This window comes from Paraburkholderia sp. GAS33 (assembly GCF_050436645.1).
Taxonomy (GTDB): domain Bacteria; phylum Pseudomonadota; class Gammaproteobacteria; order Burkholderiales; family Burkholderiaceae; genus Paraburkholderia; species Paraburkholderia phenazinium_B.
Genome location: NZ_JBNDMP010000004.1, coordinates 357,990 through 380,786 on the forward strand (window position 1 = coordinate 357,990; position 22,797 = coordinate 380,786).

Annotated in this window: 18 protein-coding genes; 6 read left to right on the plus strand and 12 right to left on the minus strand. The window is 64.1% G+C overall.

Annotated elements, in window-relative coordinates:
* Window positions 1-74 precede the first annotated feature (74 nt).
* From glgA to P3T24_RS15215, 4 genes are all read left to right on the plus strand, one after another.
* Window positions 75-1,541 (plus strand): glycogen synthase GlgA, encoded by a 1,467-nt coding sequence (gene glgA, locus P3T24_RS15200; RefSeq protein ID WP_429435710.1) that lies wholly within the window; start codon window positions 75-77, stop codon window positions 1,539-1,541.
* Window positions 1,542-1,660: 119 nt separating this feature from the next.
* Window positions 1,661-2,524, plus strand: a complete 864-nt coding sequence (pdxY, locus tag P3T24_RS15205) for a pyridoxal kinase PdxY (RefSeq protein ID WP_074265050.1) — start codon at window positions 1,661-1,663, stop codon at window positions 2,522-2,524.
* Window positions 2,525-2,664: 140 nt separating this feature from the next.
* A complete protein-coding gene (locus P3T24_RS15210; protein WP_074265051.1) occupies window positions 2,665-3,126 on the plus strand; it encodes a hypothetical protein in 462 nt (153 codons plus the stop codon).
* 542 nt (window positions 3,127-3,668) lie between these two features.
* The gene (locus P3T24_RS15215; RefSeq protein WP_429435713.1) at window positions 3,669-4,823 is read left to right on the plus strand and encodes a branched-chain amino acid ABC transporter substrate-binding protein; all 1,155 of its coding nucleotides are present in this window, start codon (window positions 3,669-3,671) and stop codon (window positions 4,821-4,823) included.
* A gap of 137 nt (window positions 4,824-4,960) precedes the next feature.
* Here P3T24_RS15215 and P3T24_RS15220 read toward each other — a convergent pair whose 3' ends face one another.
* The 3 genes from P3T24_RS15220 to P3T24_RS15230 form a co-directional block, all read right to left on the minus strand.
* Complete coding sequence (locus tag P3T24_RS15220; protein WP_429435716.1) at window positions 4,961-6,958, minus strand: DUF3857 domain-containing transglutaminase family protein; 1,998 nt, start codon at window positions 6,956-6,958, stop codon at window positions 4,961-4,963.
* 117 nt (window positions 6,959-7,075) lie between these two features.
* Window positions 7,076-8,458, minus strand: a complete 1,383-nt coding sequence (locus tag P3T24_RS15225; RefSeq protein WP_429407580.1) for a DHA2 family efflux MFS transporter permease subunit — start codon at window positions 8,456-8,458, stop codon at window positions 7,076-7,078.
* Between the two features lie 61 nt (window positions 8,459-8,519).
* A complete protein-coding gene (locus P3T24_RS15230) occupies window positions 8,520-9,752 on the minus strand; it encodes an aminotransferase class I/II-fold pyridoxal phosphate-dependent enzyme (RefSeq protein WP_429436163.1) in 1,233 nt (410 codons plus the stop codon).
* Between the two features lie 140 nt (window positions 9,753-9,892).
* On the opposite strand from P3T24_RS15230, the gene P3T24_RS15235 reads away from it, so the two are divergent.
* A complete protein-coding gene (locus P3T24_RS15235; protein WP_074265053.1) occupies window positions 9,893-10,747 on the plus strand; it encodes a LysR substrate-binding domain-containing protein in 855 nt (284 codons plus the stop codon).
* A 121-nt stretch (window positions 10,748-10,868) separates the two neighbouring features.
* Window positions 10,869-11,897 carry a D-alanine--D-alanine ligase gene (locus tag P3T24_RS15240; RefSeq protein WP_429435718.1) on the plus strand — a complete coding sequence of 343 codons (1,029 nt, stop codon included), beginning with the start codon at window positions 10,869-10,871 and terminating at the stop codon, window positions 11,895-11,897.
* A 35-nt stretch (window positions 11,898-11,932) separates the two neighbouring features.
* Here P3T24_RS15240 and P3T24_RS15245 read toward each other — a convergent pair whose 3' ends face one another.
* The 9 genes from P3T24_RS15245 to P3T24_RS15285 all read right to left on the minus strand — a co-directional run bounded on the left by P3T24_RS15245 (window position 11,933) and on the right by P3T24_RS15285 (window position 22,657).
* Window positions 11,933-12,598: a hypothetical protein gene (locus P3T24_RS15245; protein WP_074265055.1), complete on the minus strand. Its 666-nt coding sequence runs from the start codon at window positions 12,596-12,598 to the stop codon at window positions 11,933-11,935.
* Between the two features lie 610 nt (window positions 12,599-13,208).
* Window positions 13,209-14,021, minus strand: coding sequence for an N-formylglutamate deformylase (gene hutG / locus P3T24_RS15250; RefSeq protein WP_429435721.1), 813 nt, complete (start codon window positions 14,019-14,021; stop codon window positions 13,209-13,211).
* A 79-nt stretch (window positions 14,022-14,100) separates the two neighbouring features.
* A complete protein-coding gene (locus P3T24_RS15255) occupies window positions 14,101-15,507 on the minus strand; it encodes a formimidoylglutamate deiminase (RefSeq protein ID WP_429435724.1) in 1,407 nt (468 codons plus the stop codon).
* A 22-nt stretch (window positions 15,508-15,529) separates the two neighbouring features.
* A complete protein-coding gene (gene hutI, locus P3T24_RS15260; RefSeq protein WP_429435726.1) occupies window positions 15,530-16,756 on the minus strand; it encodes an imidazolonepropionase in 1,227 nt (408 codons plus the stop codon).
* Window positions 16,757-16,813: 57 nt separating this feature from the next.
* Window positions 16,814-17,443, minus strand: coding sequence for a HutD/Ves family protein (locus tag P3T24_RS15265; RefSeq protein WP_429435729.1), 630 nt, complete (start codon window positions 17,441-17,443; stop codon window positions 16,814-16,816).
* Window positions 17,440-19,128, minus strand: a complete 1,689-nt coding sequence (gene hutU, locus P3T24_RS15270) for a urocanate hydratase (RefSeq protein WP_429435732.1) — start codon at window positions 19,126-19,128, stop codon at window positions 17,440-17,442. Before hutU ends, P3T24_RS15265 begins: the two co-directional genes overlap by 4 nt.
* Window positions 19,129-19,206: 78 nt before the next feature.
* Complete coding sequence (hutC, locus tag P3T24_RS15275) at window positions 19,207-19,902, minus strand: histidine utilization repressor (protein WP_429435734.1); 696 nt, start codon at window positions 19,900-19,902, stop codon at window positions 19,207-19,209.
* Between the two features lie 30 nt (window positions 19,903-19,932).
* Window positions 19,933-21,456: a histidine ammonia-lyase gene (gene hutH, locus P3T24_RS15280; RefSeq protein WP_429435737.1), complete on the minus strand. Its 1,524-nt coding sequence runs from the start codon at window positions 21,454-21,456 to the stop codon at window positions 19,933-19,935.
* A 313-nt stretch (window positions 21,457-21,769) separates the two neighbouring features.
* Window positions 21,770-22,657: a LysR substrate-binding domain-containing protein gene (locus tag P3T24_RS15285; protein ID WP_074265061.1), complete on the minus strand. Its 888-nt coding sequence runs from the start codon at window positions 22,655-22,657 to the stop codon at window positions 21,770-21,772.
* Window positions 22,658-22,797 lie beyond the last annotated feature (140 nt).

Here is a 22,797-nt window from a genome sequence, read left to right on the forward strand (position 1 = left end):
AGTCGTCGAACCGCGCAGCCGGGCCGGTAACCTGCAAACCCGAACCAACACGCGCCACAACCGGAAACCTGCCCATGACGATTCGCGCCCTGCACGTCGCAAGCGAGCTGTATCCCCTCCTGAAGACAGGCGGTCTTGCCGATGTGGCGGGCGCCCTTCCCTCGGCGCTGATCGAGCTCGGTGCCGATGCGAGGGTGCTGTTGCCGGGCTTTCCATCGGTGGTGGCGGGCCTCACCGATCTGCGCCCGGTGGCCCAACTGGGCCGCCGGTTCGACTCGCCGAACGTGACGCTGGAACAGGGCACGCTGCCGGCCAACGGCCTCGTGGTCTACGTGATCCGCGCCGACTCACTCTACAACCGTCCGGGCAACCCCTATCTCGACGCGGAACACGTGCCGTACGGCGACAACGCCCAGCGCTTCGCACTGCTCGGCTGGGTCGCCGCGCAACTGGCGCAGCATCTCGATCCGGAGTGGGCGCCACAGATCGTCCACGCACACGACTGGCATGCGGGCCTCGCCCCCGCTTACCTGCGAGCGGCCGAGCGTCAACACGGCCGGGCTTTCGCACGCAGCGTATTCACGGTGCATAACCTCGCCTATCAGGGCGTATTTCCGGCTCATCTGTTCGGCCAGCTGGGGTTGCCGGCCGACTTCTTCCATATGCAAGGCATCGAGTTCTACGGGCAGATGTCGTTTCTTAAAGCAGGCCTGTTCTATAGCAACCGCATCACCACCGTGAGCCCCACCTACGCGCGCGAAATCCAGACGCTCGCCCAGGGCGGCGGTCTCGACGGGCTGCTGCGCAACCGTTCGCACGATCTGTCCGGGATCCTCAACGGCGTCGACTACACGGTATGGAACCCGGCGACCGATACCCTGCTCCCCGAGCACTACACCTCGACGTTGCTGTCGGGCAAGCACGCCTGCAAGGCCGCGCTGCAAAAGCGTTTCGGTCTGGCCGGCAAAAGCGAAGCGCTGCTGTTCGGCGTGGTGAGCCGTCTGACTGAACAGAAGGGCCTCGATCTGCTGCTCGCCGCGCTGCCGGAGATCGTCAGGCGAGGCGGACAACTGGTCGTATTCGGCACCGGCGATGCCGCACTCGAGAAAGGCCTGCAGCGCGTGGCCCATTCCCATCCGGATTCGGTGGCGGTCGAACTCGGCTTCGACGAGTCGCTCGCGCACGCGATCATCGCCGGCAGCGACGTGGTAGCCGTGCCGTCGCGCTTCGAGCCGTGCGGCCTCACGCAGCTCTATGCGCTCGCTTATGGCTCACTGCCGCTCGTGCATCGCGTCGGTGGCCTCGCCGACACGGTGGTCGACGCATCGCTGGAAAATCTCGCCGACGATCTCGCCACCGGCTTCGTCTTCGAACGCTTCGAGCCGGACGCGCTTGGCGCCGCGATCCGCCGCGCCTTTGCGCTGCACGCGCGCTCCACGGAGTGGAGGGCGACCCAGCGGCGCGCCATGCGCCAGGACTTCGGTTGGGGCGCCTCGGCGCAACGCTACCTGGCGCTGTACCGCGAACTGGCGGTGCCCTGACCCGCTCCCCGCCCGTCCAATGATGGCTTGACGCAACACCACGGGGACGGATCATGCCGGCCCTGCGAAAACTCATGTATTGTTGATTGATCGGCGCACGGTGCGCCACTCGACACATCATGAAAAACGTCCTGAGCATCCAGTCGCATGTCGTTTTTGGGCACGCCGGCAACAGCGCGGCGGTATTTCCCATGCGCCGCCTCGGCGTGAATGTCTGGCCGCTCAACACCGTGCAGTTCTCGAATCACACGCAATACGGTCACTGGACCGGCAGCGCGATCGACGGCTCGCAGATGCAGGATCTGCTCGACGGCATCGGCGCGATTGGCGTGCTACCGCGCTGCGACGCGGTGCTATCCGGCTTTCTCGGCGCCCCCGATCAGGCCCAGGCGGTGATCGAAATCGTCAAGGCCGTGAAGGCGGCCAATCCGCGCGCCTGGTATTTCTGCGATCCGGTGATGGGCAACACGACCGGCTGCAAGGTCGAGCCTGGGATTCAGGAATTCCTCGTGCGCTCCATGCCCGAGGTGGCCGACGCCATGGCGCCGAACCACAGCGAATTGCAGCGTCTCGTGGGGCGGGAGATTGAGACCATGGAAGAGGCAGTCGAGGCGTGCCGCGAGATCATCCAGCGTGGCCCGAAGCTCGTGCTGGTCAAGCACCTGCTCGACCGCAACAGCCCCGCCGACCGTTTCAACATGCTGGTGGTCACGCCCACTGAGGCATGGATGGGGCAGCGGCCGCTCTACCCGTTTGCCCGTCAGCCTGTCGGTGTGGGCGACCTGACGAGCGCGGTGTTCGTCGCCCGCACGCTGCTCGGCGACCCGCTGCGGGTGGCCTTCGAACATACGCTCGCCGCCGTGAATGCGGTCGTCAAGGCCACCTGGCAGGCAGGCCGCTACGAACTGGAACTGGTCGCCGCGCAAAATGAAATCGCGCAACCACACGAGTGGTTCGATGCCTGGACGGTCGAAACGGTGTAACCCGCGCGACGAACCCGCCGTGCCTCAAGGTTTCGCGCAACGACTGCTGACCCGGCATTGTCAGCCGCTCGTCCTATAATGCGTGCCGCGTGGTGCACGCAACTCTTTTCAAGCACCCGCTACAGGCAAGCGAGGCACAGATGGACGGTCATATCCGCAGCGAGCGGGAAGAATATTTCGAGGAATTGTGCATTAGCGTCGACGCCGACGAAGCGCACGAACAGGAAGCGATCGAGTACTTCGAGAAGCAGTTCGACGAGGCCGATTTCGATCCGACGCAGTGGCTCGATATCGCGCTCTACTATTCGCCGGCGGTGGCACGCGGCATCATCGATCTGGTCGCGCCCGACGACAAGGCGCGCAGCAACATCGCCGAAGTGATCGCCGACAACCTCGATATCTCGTACGGCGAAGACGAGTGCCAGCAGTTTGCGGAGACGATCCAGTTCGCGCTCAACAACGGCGTGCCGATCGACCTCGATCTGATCCTCGACGGCTGCCAGCGCGCCATCGACGATCTCGAAACCTGGGCCGACGACGACACCAAAGAACCGTTGATGCGCCTGCGCGAAGAAGTGCTGCGCCTGCAGGGCGAGCAGTAACAACAAGCCCCTTCCCACCGGGCCGGCGCAGCCGCGCCGCCCGCCTCACGTGTGCCGGCATCCGCACGCATCAAACGCTTAAGACCTGCCCGCCGCCCGCCCCGTCCGGGGCCTGTGCTGAAATGCTCATTCCAGGCGCTGCGAACTGCCAAGACGACTGCAAATTGGCTTTCTATATTCGCGCCAAGCTGATGGAGACACGATGCACGTCCGGCTGCAAGCGTTCGGGGTCGGTCGCGCGTAGTCACGCTGCCTTCCGGGACGCTCACCAGGGCTTGCCCGCAATGCCGGTGTCACCGTGTTTTCCATCATTGTTTCTGGCGTAGGATCATCCCTACCCTGAAATACTTCGGACCCCTTGAAGGAGACCACGCCGCACGCATCGAACCACGCGAGTTTCATCGCACCGTTTGACCGCCCGCGTCCGCAAGTTTGCTGCGCGCGGCGCATTGCTTCAGCGTGACAGCCATACCCGGCCGTTTCTGGCCGGCTGCACCTTGCCCGATTTTCATACCGTGAACCTGTCGATGGAAGGAGAGACCATGAGTCTTCGCAAAACGCTGAAACCCCTCGTTGTGATGCTGGGCGCGCTCCTCGCAGTCGCGCCGCTGTCCGGCTTCGCGGACGACCTGCCGGTCAAGATCGGCTTCGCAGCCCCGCTGACGGGCGTGAATGCCGGCTACGGCAAAGACCTCGAAAACGGCGTGCGGCTCGCCATCGAGGAAGCCAACGCCCAGAAGATCAAGATCGGCAACCAGGTCGCCGACTTCCAGCTCGTCTCCGAGGACGATCAGGCCGACCCGCGCGTCGGCGTGCAGGCGGCGCAGAAGCTGGTGGACGCAGGCGTGTCGGTGGTGGTGGGCCACTTCAACTCCGGAACGACGATTCCCGCCTCGCAGCTCTATGAAACGGCCGGCATTCCGGTCATCGACCCGGCGGCCACCAACCCGATCATCACTGGCCGCGGCTTTGCTAACGCCTTCATGGTGATCTCCACGGATGCGCAGAACGCGGGCAACGCGGGCGTCTATGCAGTCGAGGTGACCAAGGCCAAGCGCATCGCGATCCTCGACGATCGCACCGCGTTCGGCCAGGGTGAGGCGGATGAGTTCGAGAAGGCCGTGAAGGCACACGGCGGCAATATCGTCGCGCACGAATACACCAACAACCAGGCGGTCGACTTCAGCACGCAGCTCACTGCGATCAAAGCCACCAATGCGGACCTGATCTTCTTCGGCGGTCTCGATACGCAGGCGGCAGGCGTCGCCAAACGGATGAAGCAGCTCGGCCTCACCGCGCAACTGGTTGGCGGCGGCGGCGTGATGGATGAGGATTTCATCAAGCTCGCAGGCGACGCGGCCGAAGGCGCGATGGCGTGGGAATATGGCCGGCCGCTCTCACAGTTGCCAGGCGGCAAGGACTTCTCGGCCAAGTTCAAGAAGCGCTTTAGCGTCGACATCCTGTCGTATGCGCCGTTCGGTTACGACGCGGCATGGGCGGCAATCAAGGCCATGCAGCAGGCCAAATCGAGCTCGCCGGCGGTGTATCGCCCAGTGCTGAAGGCGATCAGCTTCGACGGTGTGACCGGTCCGATTGCCTTCGAAGCCAACGGCTCGCTGAAGAACGCCGGCTCGACGCTGTATCAGGTCAAGAACGGCGCATGGGTGCCGATCGTCACCAAGGGCGGCGGCAATTGAGCTGAGCGGCGATTGAGGGGTTGAGGGGTTGAGGGGTTGAGGGGTTGAGGGGTTGAGGGGTTGAGGGGTTGAGGGGTTGAGGGGTTGAGGGGTTGAGGGGTTGAGCGGCCAGGCGCTCGCGCCACCGGCGCCGCACGCTACGAAGGACGCGTGTTTGACACGTTGTTCGGCGCAGGCGTGCGGCTGTACCGATTGGCGTTTGCGCCATCGATACGGCCGGGCTGCGCGAAACGATAATCCGGTGGCGTTGCACGCACAACCACTTGCGACGACGCATCGCGCTCGATCCTGACGAGCGAGGCCTGCGCTTCGTTGAAGGCATCGGCCGAGCACACCTGATGCACGAACTTCGTATGCAGGTGGCGGGTGATCTGCAGCACCCGCGTGCCTGGATCGAAGACGTAGTGCGACGTGTAATCGAAGTAACTGTCCTGCACGTTAGCATCCACCGGCAGATCGGTTACGCGAACCGTTGCGGGCAACGTGATCTGCGCGGTCTCGTCGAAGTCGCCCCCAACACAGACCCACGGCTGCGTGCGTTGCGGCTCGGCGAGCCACGACTGCACCTGGCTGGCAATGCCGCCCGAAAGACTCGACAGCGCAGGCAGCGCGGTCGTGCCATCAGTCCAGGTGAAGTGCTCGAGCGTGCCTTGCATGGTGGTCGTGAATGGTCCCTCGGTCGTCGCGACGTCGCTCGTGCTGAGCTTTGCCGTACCGTGCAGGTTTGTCTGCAACAGCCGGCCCGCGGCAATCTGCTGCGCCCGCTGATGAGTGGCGCGCCGGAACATGTTGCGTTCGAGCTCGGCCGTCGCGCCCGAGTCTTCCACGCGGTACGCGTACGACGCCGCCCCACTCTCGTTCACATCGATCTGCAAGCGCACGGCACGGCCCCGCGGCTGCACGGGTGGCGTGCGCGACATCACGCCATCGTCGACCAGCAGGGCCGGCCGGTCCATCACGACCAGCGGCAGATAGCCGAAGGCGATGCCGCCAGCGGTTGTATCGGCATAGAGGCCGAGTTGTGGAATCCAGACGATCGCATGATTGATCGCGCTGTCTCCATAGCCGGGTACATCCGGCAACGTGTAGTACGGGCCGAGGTTGAGCAGCACGGCTTCGCTGCGAATGCCGACCGCCGCCAGCAAGGCGCTGTACAGCGCGACGTGATCCTTGCAGTCGCCATAGCGATTGCGCAGGATATCGATCGCCTTGTGCGGCACCGCGGCAGTCTCGCCGAGAAAGAGCGCCACGTAGCGCACGTTCATGCGCACCCAGTCGTACAGGATGCGCGCCTTTTCACGTGGATCGGCGCTTGCCGCCGTCAGCGATTGCGCGAGCTGGACAATCGCCGGATCGCTCATGGTGGCGTCGACGGCCGGCGCCCTGTAGCGTGCCGCGAAGGTGGCATAGTCGGGCACCGTCGATACCATCAGCCGGTCACCCCACGTTTCGTAACCGACCGCGCCGGATTCGATGGGGGCATACGGCCCATGTTTGTAGTCGAACTCGTAGCGCGTGCGGCCGTTCTGCGTAACCGGAGGCACTTCCACGTAACCGCGCGTGTCCGCGTATAGCGGCACGTCGGCGGGCAGGTCGAAGATGAGGCGCTGCTGCTCGACCGGATCGCGCGTCGGTTCGACGAGGTAGGCGAACGTGCCGGCTTGCAGCGCCTTGCTGCGTGTCTTGCGAAACGCCAGGTGCACACGCGAGCCCGGCTCCACGCCAGGAAAAATCACGGTACGCAATACGCCGTCCTCGAAGGTCGGCGCGCCGGCGGAGCGCGGCTCCTGCACATCGCGGATGCCATCCGGTCCGACCTTGCGTACGGTGCCGTCCGGGTCGATGGTCTCGGCGGCGAGCAGTTGCACCTGCTCGATATCCTTGTTGAACCAGACATAGCGTTGCGCGATGTCGTCGACGCCGCTCGTTGTATTGGCGCGCATGATCGTGTCGTCGCGCTCTTCGACCGAGCCGTCTTTCTGGATCACAAAGTAATGGACGTCGCTCTCGACGGTGAAGGGCGCGAGGTCGTCGCTCGCCGCGCGACCGTCGGCCCACGCGGCGGACGCGCTGAGTGCGGTGCCTGTCAGCAGGCATGCCATGGCGGCGCACCCGCGCCGTGTAGGGCGCGTCATGCTTTACACGCCCTCACTGATACAAGCGACAGTCGCAGCGTTACGGCAATTTGCCCCAAGATGGCACCTCGTCCCGATCGGTAGTGTGTTTGTAGCACATCGGAGGTTCACTTGGCGCTACCGTAGCTCCGCCCCTTCGTCGTGGGAGAGCCTGGTAAAGAAGAACAACGAACTCAACGTCAACACGCCGATCACCACGAACGCGGGCGAAAAGTCGCGCGCCATCAGATGCGCGGCACTGCCGCCGTGCAGATGCGCCGTCAACGCCAGCAGCGAGGCCGCAAACGCCACCCCGATACTGATCGAAAGTTGTTGCGCCATGCTCGAGAGAGCCGTTGCCCGGCTCATCATCGGCTTGGGCATATCCGAGTAGCCGAGCGTGTTGAGCGTCACCATGCCGAGCGAGTTGAACAAGCCGCCGAACAGCAGCACGACAAAGATCAGCAGATGCGGCGTGCTCGGCCGGAACAGTCCATAGCAGGCATAGAAGCATCCAGTGAGCGAAGTCGCGCCGATCAGCAGCGTGCGAAAGCCGATCCGCCGGATAGCCTGCTGCATCACCGCGCGCACGCTGAGCGAACCGACCGCCGTCGCCACGCTAAGCGAGCCGGACTGCAGCGGCGACAAGCCGAAGCCGAGCTGCAACATCAACGGCATCAGAAACGGCGAGGCGCCGATCGCGACACGCAACGGCATACCACCGACCACCGCGGTCCGGTACGCCTTATAACGCAGCAGGTTGGGATCGATGATCGCGTCATCGTGGCGGCGGCTATAGGCCCAGTACGCGAGGATCGACAGCGCACCGAGCCCTGCGAGCGCAAAGGTGACTTCCTGCGGCACCAGTCCACGGCCGGCCGTATCGAGACCGCCGACCAGGCCGACCAGCCCGCTCGAAAGCAGAATGAAACCGGCGAGATCGAAGCGCTGAAAAACGGGTTCGTGGGTATCGTCGATGAAGCTCATCGCCATCAGCACGCCCAGCACGCCGAACGGGATGTTGAGCAGAAAGATCCAGCGCCATGAGGTAATCGTGACCACCAGGCCGCCGAGCAGCGGTCCGGCGAGCCGCCCGATCGCGCCGGGCACGGTGAACCACACCATGGCCGCGACCATCCGCGCGGGAGGGATGCTGCGTAACAGGATCAGCCGCCCGACCGGCACCATCATCGCCCCGCCCATGCCCTGCAGGACGCGGAACAGAACCAGTTGCGGCATCGATTGCGCCAGCCCGCATAAGGCCGAGCCGAGCGAGAACAGCGCGATGGCGGAGCAGAACACGCGGCGCGCGCCGAAGCGGTCCGCGAGCCAGCCGCTCGCCGGTAGAAACACCGCAAGGCTTAGCAGATAGGAGGTGATCGCGAGGTTCAGATGCAGCGTCTGAACCTGCAGCGAGCGGGCGATCGACGGCAACGCCGTCGCCATGATCGACGTGTCGAGGTTTTGCAGGAACAGCGGACAGGCGACGATAAGGGGAATCAGTCGGGAGCGATCAGTCATGCGCTCCCTTTTACAACAAAAGCGTGACGGCCGCAAAAAGCGTGGGCCGAACGCCCCGCCGTCAGCGCTCTTCCAGCGCCCGCCGCAGCGACAGCGCAATCCCCACCGCCGCCAGCCGTACTTCATCGAGTGACGGGAAGGTGGGCGCGATCCGCAGATGCCGGTCGTCCGGATCCCGTCCATACGGATAAGCGGCGCCCGCCGGCGTCAACACGAGGCCGGCCTCCGCGGCAAGCGCCACGGTGCGCTTCGCGAACCCGGGCGGCGTGTAGAGGCTGATGAAGTAGCCGCCCGCCGGCGCATTCCACCTCACATTCTCCAGGCCGCCGAGATGCTCGTCGAACGCCGCCGCGATCGCCGCGAATTTCGGCTCCACCAGCGCGCGGTGACGCTCCATCAGCCGCTCGAGACCAGCGCGGTCGCGCAGGAAACGCACATGGCGCAACTGGTTCAGCTTGTCCGGGCCGATCGTTCGTACCGATACGCGCTGCTGCCACCAGTCCACATTGCGCTTCGATGCGGCAAAAAACGCCATCGCCCCGCCGCCGAACGTCACTTTCGAAAGCGACGCGAATATCAGCGCGCGATCCTCGTGTCCGGCTGCCGCGCAGGCGTCGAGCACGTTGAGGGTGCTGTGCTTCCGATCAGTCAGATGATGGAAGCGGTAAGCGTCGTCCCACAACAAGCGGAAATCCGGCGCGGCAGCCGGCATGGCTGCGAGACGCCGCACCACATTGTCCGAGTAGATCGCGCCGCTCGGGTTGCTATAGAGCGGCACGCACCAGATGGCCTTGATGGATGCGTCGCTCGCCACCTGGGCTTCGACGAAATCCATATCCGGGCCGTCGTCGTTCATCGGCACGTTGATCATGCGGATGCCGAGCGCCTCGCAGATCGCAAAGTGCCGGTCATAACCGGGCACCGGACATAGCACGGCAATATCGCCTTGCTTGCGCCAGGGCTCGCCGCCCGGCACACCGAACAGCATCGCAAACGCCAGCACATCGTGCATCAACTCGAGGCTCGAATTGCCGCCCGCCACCACCTGCGCCGCCGGCACCTCGAGCAACGCCGCCCCCAACTCGCGGGCTTCCGGCAGGCCGAGCAGATGTCCGTAGTTGCGGCAGTCGATGCCGTCGCGCGACAGAAAGCCCGTCGTGCCCGCCTCCTCCAGCAAGGCACGCGAAAGCTCGAGCTGCTCGGGCGCGGGCTTGCCGCGCGACATGTCGAGGCGCATGCCCAGTTGCTTGAAGTCATCGTAGGTCATCGGCATCGTGGTGGTCTCCGGTTTCAGTGCAGTGTTGCATAGCTTCAGAAAGGTCGCAGGAGCAAGCGAACCTCGCCCGTCGCCCGTGACCAGCCGCAGTATGCCGGTCACCCTGTGTTCAGACAAACGCGTTATATTGAACCTTTCGATCAGCTTTTCTGATACCTATGAAAGCCCTGGATCTCGACGTGCTCGCGATGGTAGTCGCCATCGCCGATGCCGGCAGCTTCGTGCGCGGCGCCGCGCTCGTGCATCGCTCGCAGTCCGCGCTCAGCATGCAGATTCGCACGCTGGAGAACGCGCTCGGCAAGCCGTTGTTCGTACGTGGAGCGCGCAGCGTCACGCCGACTGCCGACGGTCAGGTGCTGCTCGCCTACGCCCGCCGGATGCTGGCCCTGCGTGACGAAGCGTGGGCGTCGATGGTGCATCCGGAGGTAAAGGGCCGTGTCGCGATCGGCGTGCCGGACGACTACGCGGCATCGTTGCTGCCTGCGGTGCTGCGCAAGTTTTCGGCGAGCTACCCGAAGGTCGAGATTCAGGTGATCGGTCTGCCGAGTCATGCGCTCGCGCCACTCGTCAAGGACAACAAGGTCGACCTCGCCTGCGTGACGCGCCTGAAGAATCTGAACGGCGAGTTCATCCGCTTCGAACCGATGACGTGGGCAGGCGCGTCAACCAGCGGACGCGAGATCTGGAAAGAGCGGCCATTGCCGGTTGCGCTGTTCGGTGCGGGCAGTGTCGCGCGGGCGAACGCGATCCACGCGCTCGAGCGTGCAAAGATCGCCTATCGCACCTCGTATGAGAGCCCGAGTCTGATGGGTCTCTTCAGCATGGTCGAAGCGGGGCTCGCAATCGCGCCGCTTGCGCGCTGCGCGGTGCCTGGCCACTTCGTGCAACTCGGGCGCCCACACGGCCTGCCTGCTCTGCCAGAACTGGAAATCGTGCTGGCACGCAGCGCCCGCTCCAACCGTCCTCCATGTGACTTCCTCGCTGAACAGATTCTGACTGAACTCAGGCTGTAAGCAGGTGCATCGGCGGCCCGGACCTCTGTAAAATGTTGCGCCGTGCGCTTACCGATTATGGCGCAACAGAATCCCCTCTCGCGCACCGCGCAAAACACCCACGAACTGAAGGCCCGTCGCTATGCAAACCAACCCGCTCAAGATTGCCGTGCTGTTCGGCGGCACCAGCGAGGAACGAGAAGTGTCGATCGCCAGCGGCGCACAGATCGTGCGCGCGTTGCGCGAATCGGGACACGAGGTACTGGCCATCGACACGTCGCGCGGCCTGCTGACCGGCGAAGACGAAGTGCGTTTTCTCAACTCACGCGTCAACGAAGCACCGCCCGCCTGCGAGGAACTGGCGCTGATGCGCGCCGGGCAAACGAGCGCGCTGCAGGCGGCGACGCTCGCCGGCGTCGACGTGGTGTTCGTCGCCTTGCACGGCGGCAGCGGCGAGGACGGCACCATGCAGGCCATGCTCGATCTCGCGGAGTTGCCGTACACCGGCAGCGGGCATCTGGGCAGCGCGCTCGCAATGGACAAGGACATGGCCAAGCGGCTCTTCGTGAGCGCGGGCATTCCCACCCCTCGCTGGCTGATGGCGCCGGTCGACGCCGCCACCGCCGGCGCGGAACTGGGTTACCCGCTCGTCGTGAAGCCGAACAGCCAAGGATCGACCGTCGGTCTGTCGGTCGTGCGCTCCGCGGAACAATTCGAGCCGGCCATCGCGCTGGCCGCTGCGTACGACAGCGAAGTCATGCTGGAGCAGTTCGTCGCGGGCCGCGAAATCACGGTGGGCATACTCGGCGACGAAGCGTTGACGGTCGGAGAAATCGTCATCGACCCAGATGCGGTGTTCGATTACAAGGCCAAATACCAGCCCGGCGCCGTGCGCGAAATCTTTCCGGCCGACTTGCCGGAAGATATCGCCGAAAACGCTCGCGCCCTGGCGCTGCTCGCGCATCGTACGTTGAAGCTGGACGGCTACAGCCGCTCCGACTTCCGGCTCGATAGCCACGGCGTGCTGTGGTGCCTCGAAGTCAACACGCTGCCCGGCATGACGGCGACCAGCCTGCTGCCCCAATCGGCGCAGGCACGCGGCATCGCGTTCGGCGAACTCTGCGACAGAATCTGCCGGCTGGCGATTGAACGGCATCGCACGCGCAAGTGAGCGGTTCAGGCGAGCCCGTCAGCTACGCGCCCGCCTCACTCGCTTTCACCTAGCCTGACAAGCAGCGCCTGAAGTTTCTCCACATGCCGCATCAGCAGATTGCGATGCTTTTCGATCTGCTCGAGCCGGCCCGTCAGATCGGCGTGATCGGTGTCCTCCAGTTCGGTGGCGGCGATCACGTCCTCCACCTTGGCGCGCAACGCGGCCAGTTCGACAGGCGGACTCGCCAGATGCCGCTCGAAGCGGCGCACGTCCTGCACCGCCAGATCGCGCACCTTGCGAAACAGCACGTGACGCCGGTGCGCCTCGGCGTCGAACATCTCCTCCTCCGCGCGCCGCGCGGGCGCCGGTTGACCGAAGATCGGCTCGGGCGGACGCAGCACCGTTTTCTTGCGCACCGGATGCGCCGTGCCGCGAAAGCGCGCCAGCGGCATCTCGTTGTCGATCGCTTCGCGGGCGTTCGCGGGAATCTCGCCCGCCTCATGCGGCGTGTTCATCCAGCCGGCGGGCAAGCCCGTCACCGCCTCGACACCGCGCACGAACTCCTCGCTGAATTCGCGTTGGCCGGACAACATCAGTTTCAGATAGCTTGCGGAGAACGTCATCATCCGCGCGAGGCGGGTTGCCGCGCCGACCTCCTGGGTCAGCACCACCAGATTTGCTCGCCAGATCGAAAGCAGGAACTCGTCGGAATCTTCCATTGCTGGGTCTTCCATCTTTTCTCGCCCGATTAGTGTACGACGCGCCGGCGGGCTTCAGCCCGCGCGCGCCGTTTTTGTCAAAGGGTAGTCGCTTCGCCGTGCGGCACGCAACCGGTATGTCCCGTAAGGGTGCGGCGTGGCGTATCTGACGACCGGAACAGGGGGGGCGTGGATACGCCCTCGCGCATACGTCCTTTCTGTTGACATGCCCTGAGCGGGTGCGTTCCGCAGACGGGATAGCATCTCGCGCGGGATTGGTCAGACGTATGCGGCACGTATTGTGCTGATATCAGGTTTCCGTTCCCCCACCTGAGAAGGGTAATTCGATGAAGAAGATCATACTTGCCTTGAGCACAGCACTCGTTACTCTCGGCGCCATTGCGCCCGCGCACGCCGACGACCACCATCGCGTGTGTCATAAGGTCCACGTCCATGGACACTGGGAGAGACACTGCCATTGATGCCGGCGGCTAGCCCCGCTACAAGGCAAAACGGTCCCCGCCCGTCGTGACAGACAGGCGGGGACCGTTGCATTCAGCGGTGTTTCAAGCGTTTCGGCGTCTGGCACGTACGACCGGAAAAGCAGTTTGTACCGATCGACGCGCCGTTCTTACGCGGCGGCGACGCGCTCGAGCGCCGTTTGCACCAGCGTCTTCAGAAGCGGTTCGACCTGCGCGGCGAGCGTTTCGTCATACGCGTACGGCATCTGCTCTTCCATGTACGTAATCTGCGTGAGTTCGAGCTGCACCGCATGAATGCCCTCGGACGGCTGACCGTACTGGCGTGTGATATAGCCACCCTTGAAGCGGCCATTCGCAACTGCCGAGTAGCCGCCGTGGCGTTCGACCACCTCCACCAGCGCTTCAGCCAGTCCCGCCACGGCGCTCGCGCCGTTTGAGGTGCCGAAGTTGAAGTCCGTCAGCCGCCCCGGGAAGAAACGCGGTACGTGCGAGCGGATCGAGTGCGCCTCCCATAGCAGTACCTTGCCGTGCTTTGCCTTCAACGCCGCCAGATGCGCTGACAGCGCCTCGTGATACGGCTTCCAGTAGAGTTCGCGGCGGCGTGCGACCTCGGCATCGTCGGGCAAATGTCCGTCGAGATACAGGGGCTCCTTGTCGAACGTGTCGACAGGCAGAAGGCCTGTCGTGTCCTGACCCGGATAGAGATTCGCACCGTCGGGCGGACGGTTCAGGTCGATCACGTAGCGCGCGTTGCTCGGCATCAGAAACGAGGCGCCGAGTTCGCGCGCAAACGCGTACAGGCGGTCGAGATGCCAGTCGCAATCTTCGGTGCGCTGGGCGATGGGTGTCATCGTCGCGGCAATGTCGGCGGGAATGTTCGTGCCCACGTGGGGAATCGAAATCAGCAGGGGCGCACTTCCCTCGTGCAGCGAAAAAACCGGTGGAGTGTTCGAAGCAGTCATGTCAGTCCAGAATCAGTGGGATCGGGGCGTCATCTGACAGCTTACCCGAGTCGCCCGTTGACGTTGTTTCAAACCGGCATCACCTGAGCAGCTCGGCGAGCGCGATCCGATATTGCGCGTACGCACGTTCTTCATCGCGATGTCTGCGATTCTCGACAACCTTTTCGCCGCCGGTATAGACATCGCGAATCGGCGTCTCGCCATGCTCGCAGAAAACCACGCCCGAGAGCCATGCTTGCGACGTGTGTTCGGCAATGCCGGAATGATCAGCGTCGAGCACCAGCCAGTCGGCCCGCTGCCCTACCCTCAACGCGCCCACGGCACGACCGGTGGCGTGCGCACCGCCGTCGAGCGCGGCGGCGAACAGGCGGTCGGCGACAAACGGCGCGTCAGTCGAGGCGAGCACGTTGCGCTGACGGCGCGAGAGGCGCTGACCGTACTCCAGCAGCCGCAGTTCGGCACGCCAGTCGACGCCGATATGGCTATCCGATCCGATACCAAAACGTCCCTGCGCGTCGAGATAGGTGTGCGCCGGAAAAATACCGTCGCCGAGGTTGGCTTCGGTCGTCAGGCACAGCCCCGCCACCGCGCCGCTCCTGGCAAGCGCGAGCGTTTCGTTGGCATCGACGTGGGTCGCATGCACGAGACACCAGCGCGAATCGACATGGAATCGCTCGAGCAACCACTGCACCGGGCGGGCGCCTTCGGTCTCGAGACAGGCATCGACTTCCGCGGTCTGTTCGGCGATATGAATGTGCACCGGTGCACCCGGCAGGTCCGTATCGAGCCCGTCGAGCAGCGTGCGCAGCGATTGTTCCGAGACCGCACGTAACGAATGCGGCGCCACACCGTAGCGCAGGGCCGAGCTTTCGGGGCGTGCGTCACGCAGTTTGCCGAGCAGATCGAGCAGGCTTTCAGGCGTATTGATGAAGCGCTGCTGATCGGCCCGCGGCGCGCGCGCGCCGAAGCCGCCGTACTGGTAGAGCACCGGCAGCATCGTCATGCCGATGCCGCTCGTCTGGGCCGCATCCACGACGCGTTCGGCCAGTTCGGCCGTGTTGACGTAACGGCTGCCGTCCGGCGTGTGATGCACGTAGTGAAACTCGCACACCGACGTATAGCCCGCCTTCAGCATCTCGATGTAGAGCCACTGCGCGACAGCGGCGAGTCCTTGCGGCGTGATCTTCGCGGCAAAGCGGTACATCAGGTCGCGCCAGCTCCAGAAGTTGTCCGTGGCGTTCGCACGATATTCGGTCAGACCCGCCATCGCGCGCTGGAAGGCGTGCGAATGCAGGTTCGGCATGCCGGGCAGGATGGGGCCCGCTGCGCGGCTCACGCCCACCGGCGGCGCGGACGTATCCGGGCTCACGTGCGTCAGCGTGCCAGTGGCATCCCACGTCAGCAGCACGTTGCGGCGCCAGCCATCGGGCAGATACGCGTGGTCTGCAAACAATGCGTGGGGCGACGTTCGAGTGGGTTCAGTCATCTTCGGACCTTGATGGATTCAATCAACTGGCGGAGTCGCGCCGCGTATAGACCGTCTCGCCCGCGCGTACCACGCGCGCGCAGAGCGGACGACCGATCCAGTAAGCCAGTTCGGCCAGCGTCTCGACCTGCCAGACCGCGAAATCCGCCGCGCGGCCCACTGCCAGCGAACCATGACGACCCACCTGACCCAGCGCGCGCGCCGCATGCTGCGTGACGCCTTGCAGCACCTCGGGGACGGTCATGCGAAACAGCGTGGTCGCCATGTTCATCATCAACAGGAGCGAGGTGGTGGGCGACGTGCCGGGGTTGCTGTCGGTGGAAATGGCGATGGGCACTTCGTAGCGGCGCAGCAGATCGAGCGGCGGCAACTGCGTCTCGCGGATGAAGTAGTACGCACCGGGCAGCAGCACGGCGACCGTGCCGCTCTCCTTCATGGCGGCCACGCCGGCTTCGTCGAGAAACTCGAGATGATCCGCGGACAACGCATGATGACGCGCGGCAAGCGCCGTACCGCCGCAGTTGGACAACTGCTCGGCATGCATCTTCACCGGCAGCTTGTAGCGCTCGGCCGCGGCGAAGACGCGCTCGCTTTGTGCGAGCGAAAAGCCGATGCGCTCGCAGAAAACATCGACTGCATCCACGAGACCTTCGTCGGCCAGCGTGGGCAGCATGCGCTCGCAGACTTCGCTGATGTAGTCGTCGGCACGACCGGCAAACTCAGGCGGCAACGCGTGCGCACCGAGAAACGTCGTATAAACCGACACCGGATACTGTTCGCCGAGACGGCGCGCGACGCGCAGCATCTTGCGCTCGCTGGCGAGGTCGAGCCCATAACCGGATTTGATTTCGATGGCAGTCACGCCTTCGGCAAGCAGCGGTTCGAGGCGAGCAGCCGACTGGCGCAACAAGCTCTCTTCGTCGGCGGCGCGGGTCGCGCGTACCGTCGAGACAATGCCGCCGCCCTGGCGCGCAATCTCTTCGTAACTGACACCGGCGAGGCGCTGGGCAAACTCGTCGGCGCGCTGGCCGCCGTACACGAGATGAGTATGACAATCGACGAGGCCAGGTGTGACCCATGCACCACCGAGGTCTTCGCGCGGCCATGCGGCATAGTCGGGCGGCAGTTCGCTGGCTGCACCGAGCCAGACGATGTAGCCGTCGCGCACGGCGATCGCGGCATCGTCCAGCGTGTTGCGCGGATCGCCCTGCGGGCAAAGCTTCAGGTGATGCCAGACGGTTTGCTTCATCGCGTGCTCGTTGCAGCTTGTTGCGGTCTGTGGATGCGAGGGCCGATCGGTTTCAGCTCACGCGTAATGCAAGCGGATGGCGAGCAGTGCGCCTTCGCCGCTCACCTTGCACGCCAGGCCATCGGGCGACTGGATATGCAGCGTGTCGTCTATTGCGAGGGTCACTGGAGTGGCATCGCCGAGTGTCACGTCAATCGAACCGGCCGCGCAAAACAGCAGTACGGCATCGGCCGACAAATGACGTATTGACGCAGAACCCATAGCACCCGCGGCGCCCTCGGTCTGGACTTGCCATACCTCGGCCTCGCCCGTCGCCGCACCCCGCCGCACCATCAGGTTGAAATCGCGCGTCGCGCCATCGACTAGCCGCGCGTCGATCGCGGTCTCACCTGCGAAGCGCGCCATCTCTAGCGGTTGCTTGAGAGCATGTGTCGGACCGTTCGCTTCATCAAGCAGCATACCCGCGCCCGACAGCAACACCAGCGTCCGGTCGATCCCGTCAAAGCGCGAGAACGGCCCCGGCTGCGCGACGTCTGCAATGCTCACACGCCACACGAAACCATCGAGCTTCGCGCCTTGAGGAAAAGCCGCCACCTCGCGCGTGACGCCGCCGCCGTTCTTCCACGGCGTCGCCACGAGATCGGCACCGCGGATCAATGTCGTGCCGCTATCCGGCGTCACGATCAACGGCCCAGCATCGGCAGATTAAGCCCCACCTCACGGGCCGCTTCCTGCGCGAGTTCATAGCCGGCGTCCGCGTGACGCATCACGCCCGTGGCCGGATCGTTGAACAGCACGCGGCCGAGACGCTCGCGGGCGGCATCCGTACCGTCCGCGACAATCACCACGCCGGAGTGCTGGCTAAAGCCCATGCCCACCCCGCCGCCGTGATGCAGCGATACCCACGTCGCGCCGCCCGCTGTGTTAAGCAGCGCGTTGAGCAACGGCCAGTCGCTGACGGCGTCAGAGCCATCCTTCATCGATTCGGTTTCGCGGTTCGGGCTCGCCACCGAACCCGTATCGAGGTGATCGCGCCCAATCACGACCGGCGCCTTCAATTCGCCATTCCTGACCATCTCGTTGAACGCCTGGCCGAGGCGATACCGATCCTTCACACCCACCCAGCAGATCCGCGCCGGCAGACCCTGGAACGCAATCCGTTCGCGCGCCATGTCGAGCCAGTTGTGCAGGTGTGCGTCGTCGGGAATCAGCTCCTTGACCTTCGCATCGGTCTTGTAGATATCCTCAGGATCGCCCGACAGCGCAACCCAACGGAACGGGCCCTTGCCTTCGCAGAACAGCGGACGGATATACGCCGGCACGAAGCCCGGGAAATCGAACGCGTTTTCGACGCCCATTTCCAGCGCCATCTGGCGGATGTTGTTGCCGTAGTCGAGCGTCGCGGCGCCACGTTCCTGCAGCGTCAGCATGGCCTGCACCTGCTTGGCCATCGACTGCTTGGCGGGCCTGGTGATGCTGTCCGGCGCCGTCTTCTGGCGTTCGCGCCAGTCTTCGACGCTCCAGCCTTGCGGCAGGTAGCCATGAATCGGATCGTGGGCGCTCGTTTGATCTGTCACGCAGTCCGGCGTGATGCCGCGCTCGACGCATTCGGCAAACACGTCGGCCGCATTGCCGAGCAGACCGACCGACACGGGCTTGCCCGTCTTCTTTGCCTCTTCGACAATCGCAAGCGCTTCGTCGAGCGTCTTCGCTTTGCGATCGACGTAACGGGTCTTCAGACGGAAGTCGATACGCGTCTCATCGCACTCGACAGCGATCATCGAGAAGCCGGCCATGGTGGCAGCGAGCGGCTGCGCGCCGCCCATGCCGCCGAGACCACCTGTGAGAATCCAGCGGCCCTTCGGGTCGCCGTTGAAATGCTGGTTCGCCACCGAGAAGAAAGTCTCGTAGGTGCCCTGAACAATCCCCTGACTGCCGATGTAAATCCAGCTCCCCGCCGTCATCTGGCCGTACATCATCAGGCCCTTGCGGTCGAGTTCGTGGAAGTGTTCCCACGTTGCCCAGTGCGGTACGAGGTTCGAGTTCGCCAGCAGCACGCGCGGCGCATCGGCATGCGTCCTGAACACGCCAACCGGCTTGCCCGACTGGATCAGCAGCGTCTCGTCGTCGTTGAGATCTTTCAGCGTGGCGAGAATCTGGTCGAAGCAATCCCAGTTGCGCGCAGCGCGGCCGATGCCGCCGTACACCACGAGCGCATGCGGATGCTCGGCGACTTCCGCGTCCAGGTTGTTCTGGATCATGCGATAGGCGGCTTCCGTGAGCCAGCTCTTGCAGGTCTTTTCGGCGCCACGCGGGGCGCGAATCGTACGGGTCGGGTCGAGACGCGGATCGATGTGCTTGGGGTTGTTCATGGTGGCCCTCGGAGGCGGAAAAGTACTCAAAAAATCACGTCAAATGCGCAGGTTAAAAGCGCAGCTCAGGAAGCAAGATCAAAAGTGTCCGGTGAAGCGGTAACGACTGCCGGGATGCCACAGATTCGCTACCGATGCGACCAGACTCTGCGACCACGTGCGTCGATGCAGCACGAGGCAGGGCTCGAGTTCGTCCATCGTCAGCAATCGACGCGTATCGGCATCCGCCAAAGCCGCCTCGATGCGGTACTCGACGCGCTGCAGCGGCGCGACGCGCACCAGATACTGGTTCGGCGTGGTGCTGGTGAAGTCCTGCAACGCATAATCGGGGGCGACCGCCGGGTTGACCCAGCGTTCTTCGAGTTGCACCGGCTCGTCGTTTTCGAAATGCAGCACGCGCGAATGAAACACCGGACTGCCGGCACTCACCTGCATCTCGTCGGCAAGCGCTTCGTCGGCAATCGCCGCGCCGATGTGCAACACCTTCGCCTGATAGCGATGACCGCGCGCCACGATCTCGTCGGAGATACTGCGGATCGCCACCAGGGTCGATTCGTATTTCGGCCGCGCAACGAACGTGCCGGAGCCCTGCACGCGTGTGAGCACCTGCTCGGAGGTAAGTTCGCGCAGCGCACGGTTGACCGTCATGCGCGCCACGTTGAACTCGCGGGCAAGCTCGTTTTCCGAGGGAACCTGGTCGCCCTCACCCCATTCGCCCGCGTGAATGCGGGAGAGGATGAAGTCCTTGATTCCCTGATAGGCCGGTGCGTTCATGCCGGGTTTGCCGTTAATGGTGTCACGTGCTTACTGCTCGGACGGAAACGTCAGCGGGCTGTGTGCAGCGATCGTGCCGTTCTGCACGAGATGCGTGACCGCCTCGATGTCCGGCGCGAAGTAGTGATCGAGTTCGTAGTGTGCGACTTCATGGCGTACCGTGTTCATCACGTGCTGCAATTTCGGGCTGGTTTTATGCGGTGCGCGCAGATCGACACCTTGCGCGGCGGCCAGCAGTTCGATCGAAAGAATATTGGCGGTGTTCTCGGCGATATCGCCGAGCTTGCGCGCCGCGAAGGTCGCCATCGACACATGGTCTTCCTGGTTCGCCGAGGTAGGCAGCGAATCGACCGAGGCCGGATGCGCGAGCGTCTTGTTCTCCGAAGCGAGCGCGGCGGCTGTGACGTGGGCGATCATGAAGCCGGAGTTCACACCGCCATCGCGGACGAGGAACGGCGGCAGACCCGAGAGCGTCGAATCGATCAGCAGTGCGATGCGACGTTCGGCAAGCGCACCGATTTCGGCTGCGGCCAACGCCAGATTGTCGGCCGCAAAGGCGACCGGCTCCGCGTGGAAATTGCCGCCCGAGAGCACTTCGCCCGTGTCCGGGAAAATCAGCGGATTGTCCGAGACAGCGTTCGCTTCGATCAGCAGCACGTCTGCAGCGTGGCGCATCTGGTCCAGACACGCGCCCATTACCTGCGGCTGGCAGCGCAAACTGTACGGATCCTGTACCTTGCCGCAATCGCGGTGCGACAGATTGATGCCCGAGCCTTCGAGGAGCGCACGGTAAGCCGCTGCGGCGTCGATCTGCCCCTGGTGGCCGCGCAGCTCATGAATGCGATGGTCGAACGGCGCCACCGAACCAGCCGCCGCGTCCACCGACAACGCGCCCGCCACCAGCGCGGTGCGGTACAGGTCTTCGATCGCGAACATGTTGTAGAGCGCGAGCGCGGTCGATGCCTGGGTGCCGTTCAACAGCGCCAGACCTTCCTTCGCCTGCAGCGTGAGCGGCTTGAGGCCGGCGAGGCGCAAGCCTTCGGTTGCGGCCATGCGCTCGCCCTTGGCGAGCACGTCGCCGACGCCCAGCAGCGCCGCCGACATATGCGCGAGCGGCGCGAGATCGCCCGAGGCGCCAACCGAACCCTTGACGGGAATCACCGGCAGCACGTCGGCATTGAACAGCGTGATCAGCGCGTCCATCACTTCGCGGCGGATGCCGGAATGACCGCGGCCGAGGCTCGACAGCTTGAGCGCCATCAACAGACGCACGACCGGACGCGACATCGGCTCGCCCACGCCAACCGCGTGCGAGAGCACCAGATTGCGTTGCAACAGTTCGAGCTGGTCGTGCGGGATATGGGTGCTGGCGAGGCGGCCAAAACCGGTGTTGATGCCGTAAGCGGGCTCACCCTTCGCGGCGATATCGGCCACGGCCTGGGCGCAGGCGTCGATCGCAGCGAAGCTGGCGGGATCGAGCTGCAGCGTGACCTGTTCGCGGGCGATCTGGCGCAGTTGCTGGAGAGTCAGGTGACCGGGCTTGAGAATCATCATGGAAGAGTCCTGTCTATACAATTTGAGAGAAGTCTAGCGTCGACGGCTTGTATATACAACTTGTTTTTAATGATCTGATGTCAGGGATTTCCATTAAATCCCGAATCATGACTGGCATGGTTTTCGCAGGCATTCACAAGCGCGGTGCGGGTTCCTGCGTCAGATGCGGGCACGGGCCAGCGCTGTCACTTCGCAATGACTTGTATATACACGTTGGACGGGTTGAGTGGCAAGTGGACAAAATGAGATGTGGTCTCGCGGGCAGCGGGGCGACGCGAGGCAGGAAGGCAAACTGAATGGCGTCGGGACGCGCCTAAAGCTGCAAGCGCGTCCCGATAAAATCCAGAAACGCCTGCACCCTCCCCGCGAGCGCCGCGCTCTGATAAAACACCGCGCTAACCGGCTGCCGTTCGTCGACAAGCGCGTCGGCGAGAATCGGCACCAGCCGCCCGCTGCGCACATCGGCGAGCGTCATGAAATCCGCAAGGCAGGCGATGCCGCTATCCGCCAACGAGAGCTGCCGGATCGTCTCGCCGCTCGACGCCGTCATGACCGGCGCGATCTTCAACCATGCACGCGCGCCGTCCCGCAACGGCCAGCGGTTCAGATGCTCCGGCGCGGTAAAACCGATCAGGCGATGCGTGCGTAACGCCTCGACAGAATCCGGTTCGCCGCACTCGCCAAGATAGCCAGGGCTCGCCACGATACGCAGCTTGCTGCTGCCGAGCGAACGCGCATGCAGCGTCGAATCCTGCAATGCGCCAATTCGAATCGCGATGTCCACTTTCTGCTCGAGCAGATCGACGATCCGCTCGTTGCTCGTCAACTCGAGCCGGATCTCCGGATACAGCGCCGAAAACGCTTTCATGTGCGGGGCGATGCAATGGAGCATGAACGGCGACGCCGCGTCGACCCGCAAACGTCCGCTTGGGCGCTCGCGCCGGCGCGCCACCGATTGCTCGGCCTCCTCCATCGCATCCAGAATCGCCCGCGCCCGGTCGAGGTACAGCACGCCCTCTTCCGTGAGCTGCAAGCGCCGCGTCGTCCGGCGAATCAACGCTGTATCCAGCTTTTTCTCCAGCCGCGTCAACGCACGGCTCACGCCGGAGACGGTCTGCTGCAGCTTTTCGGCGGCGGCCGTAATCGAGCCGCTGTCGATCACGGTTACGAATACCAGCAGTTCGTCGGTGGATGTCTTCATTGTTGATTTCAAATCAAGATTGATTTGAGACTAACACGCTTTTTGCCAGAATCAAGACGGCGGATACTCACGGTATGCCATCGCCGATCCGATGATCGGCCGATGCCAATCAATGCAGTTGTTCCAGCAAGCAAGGAGAA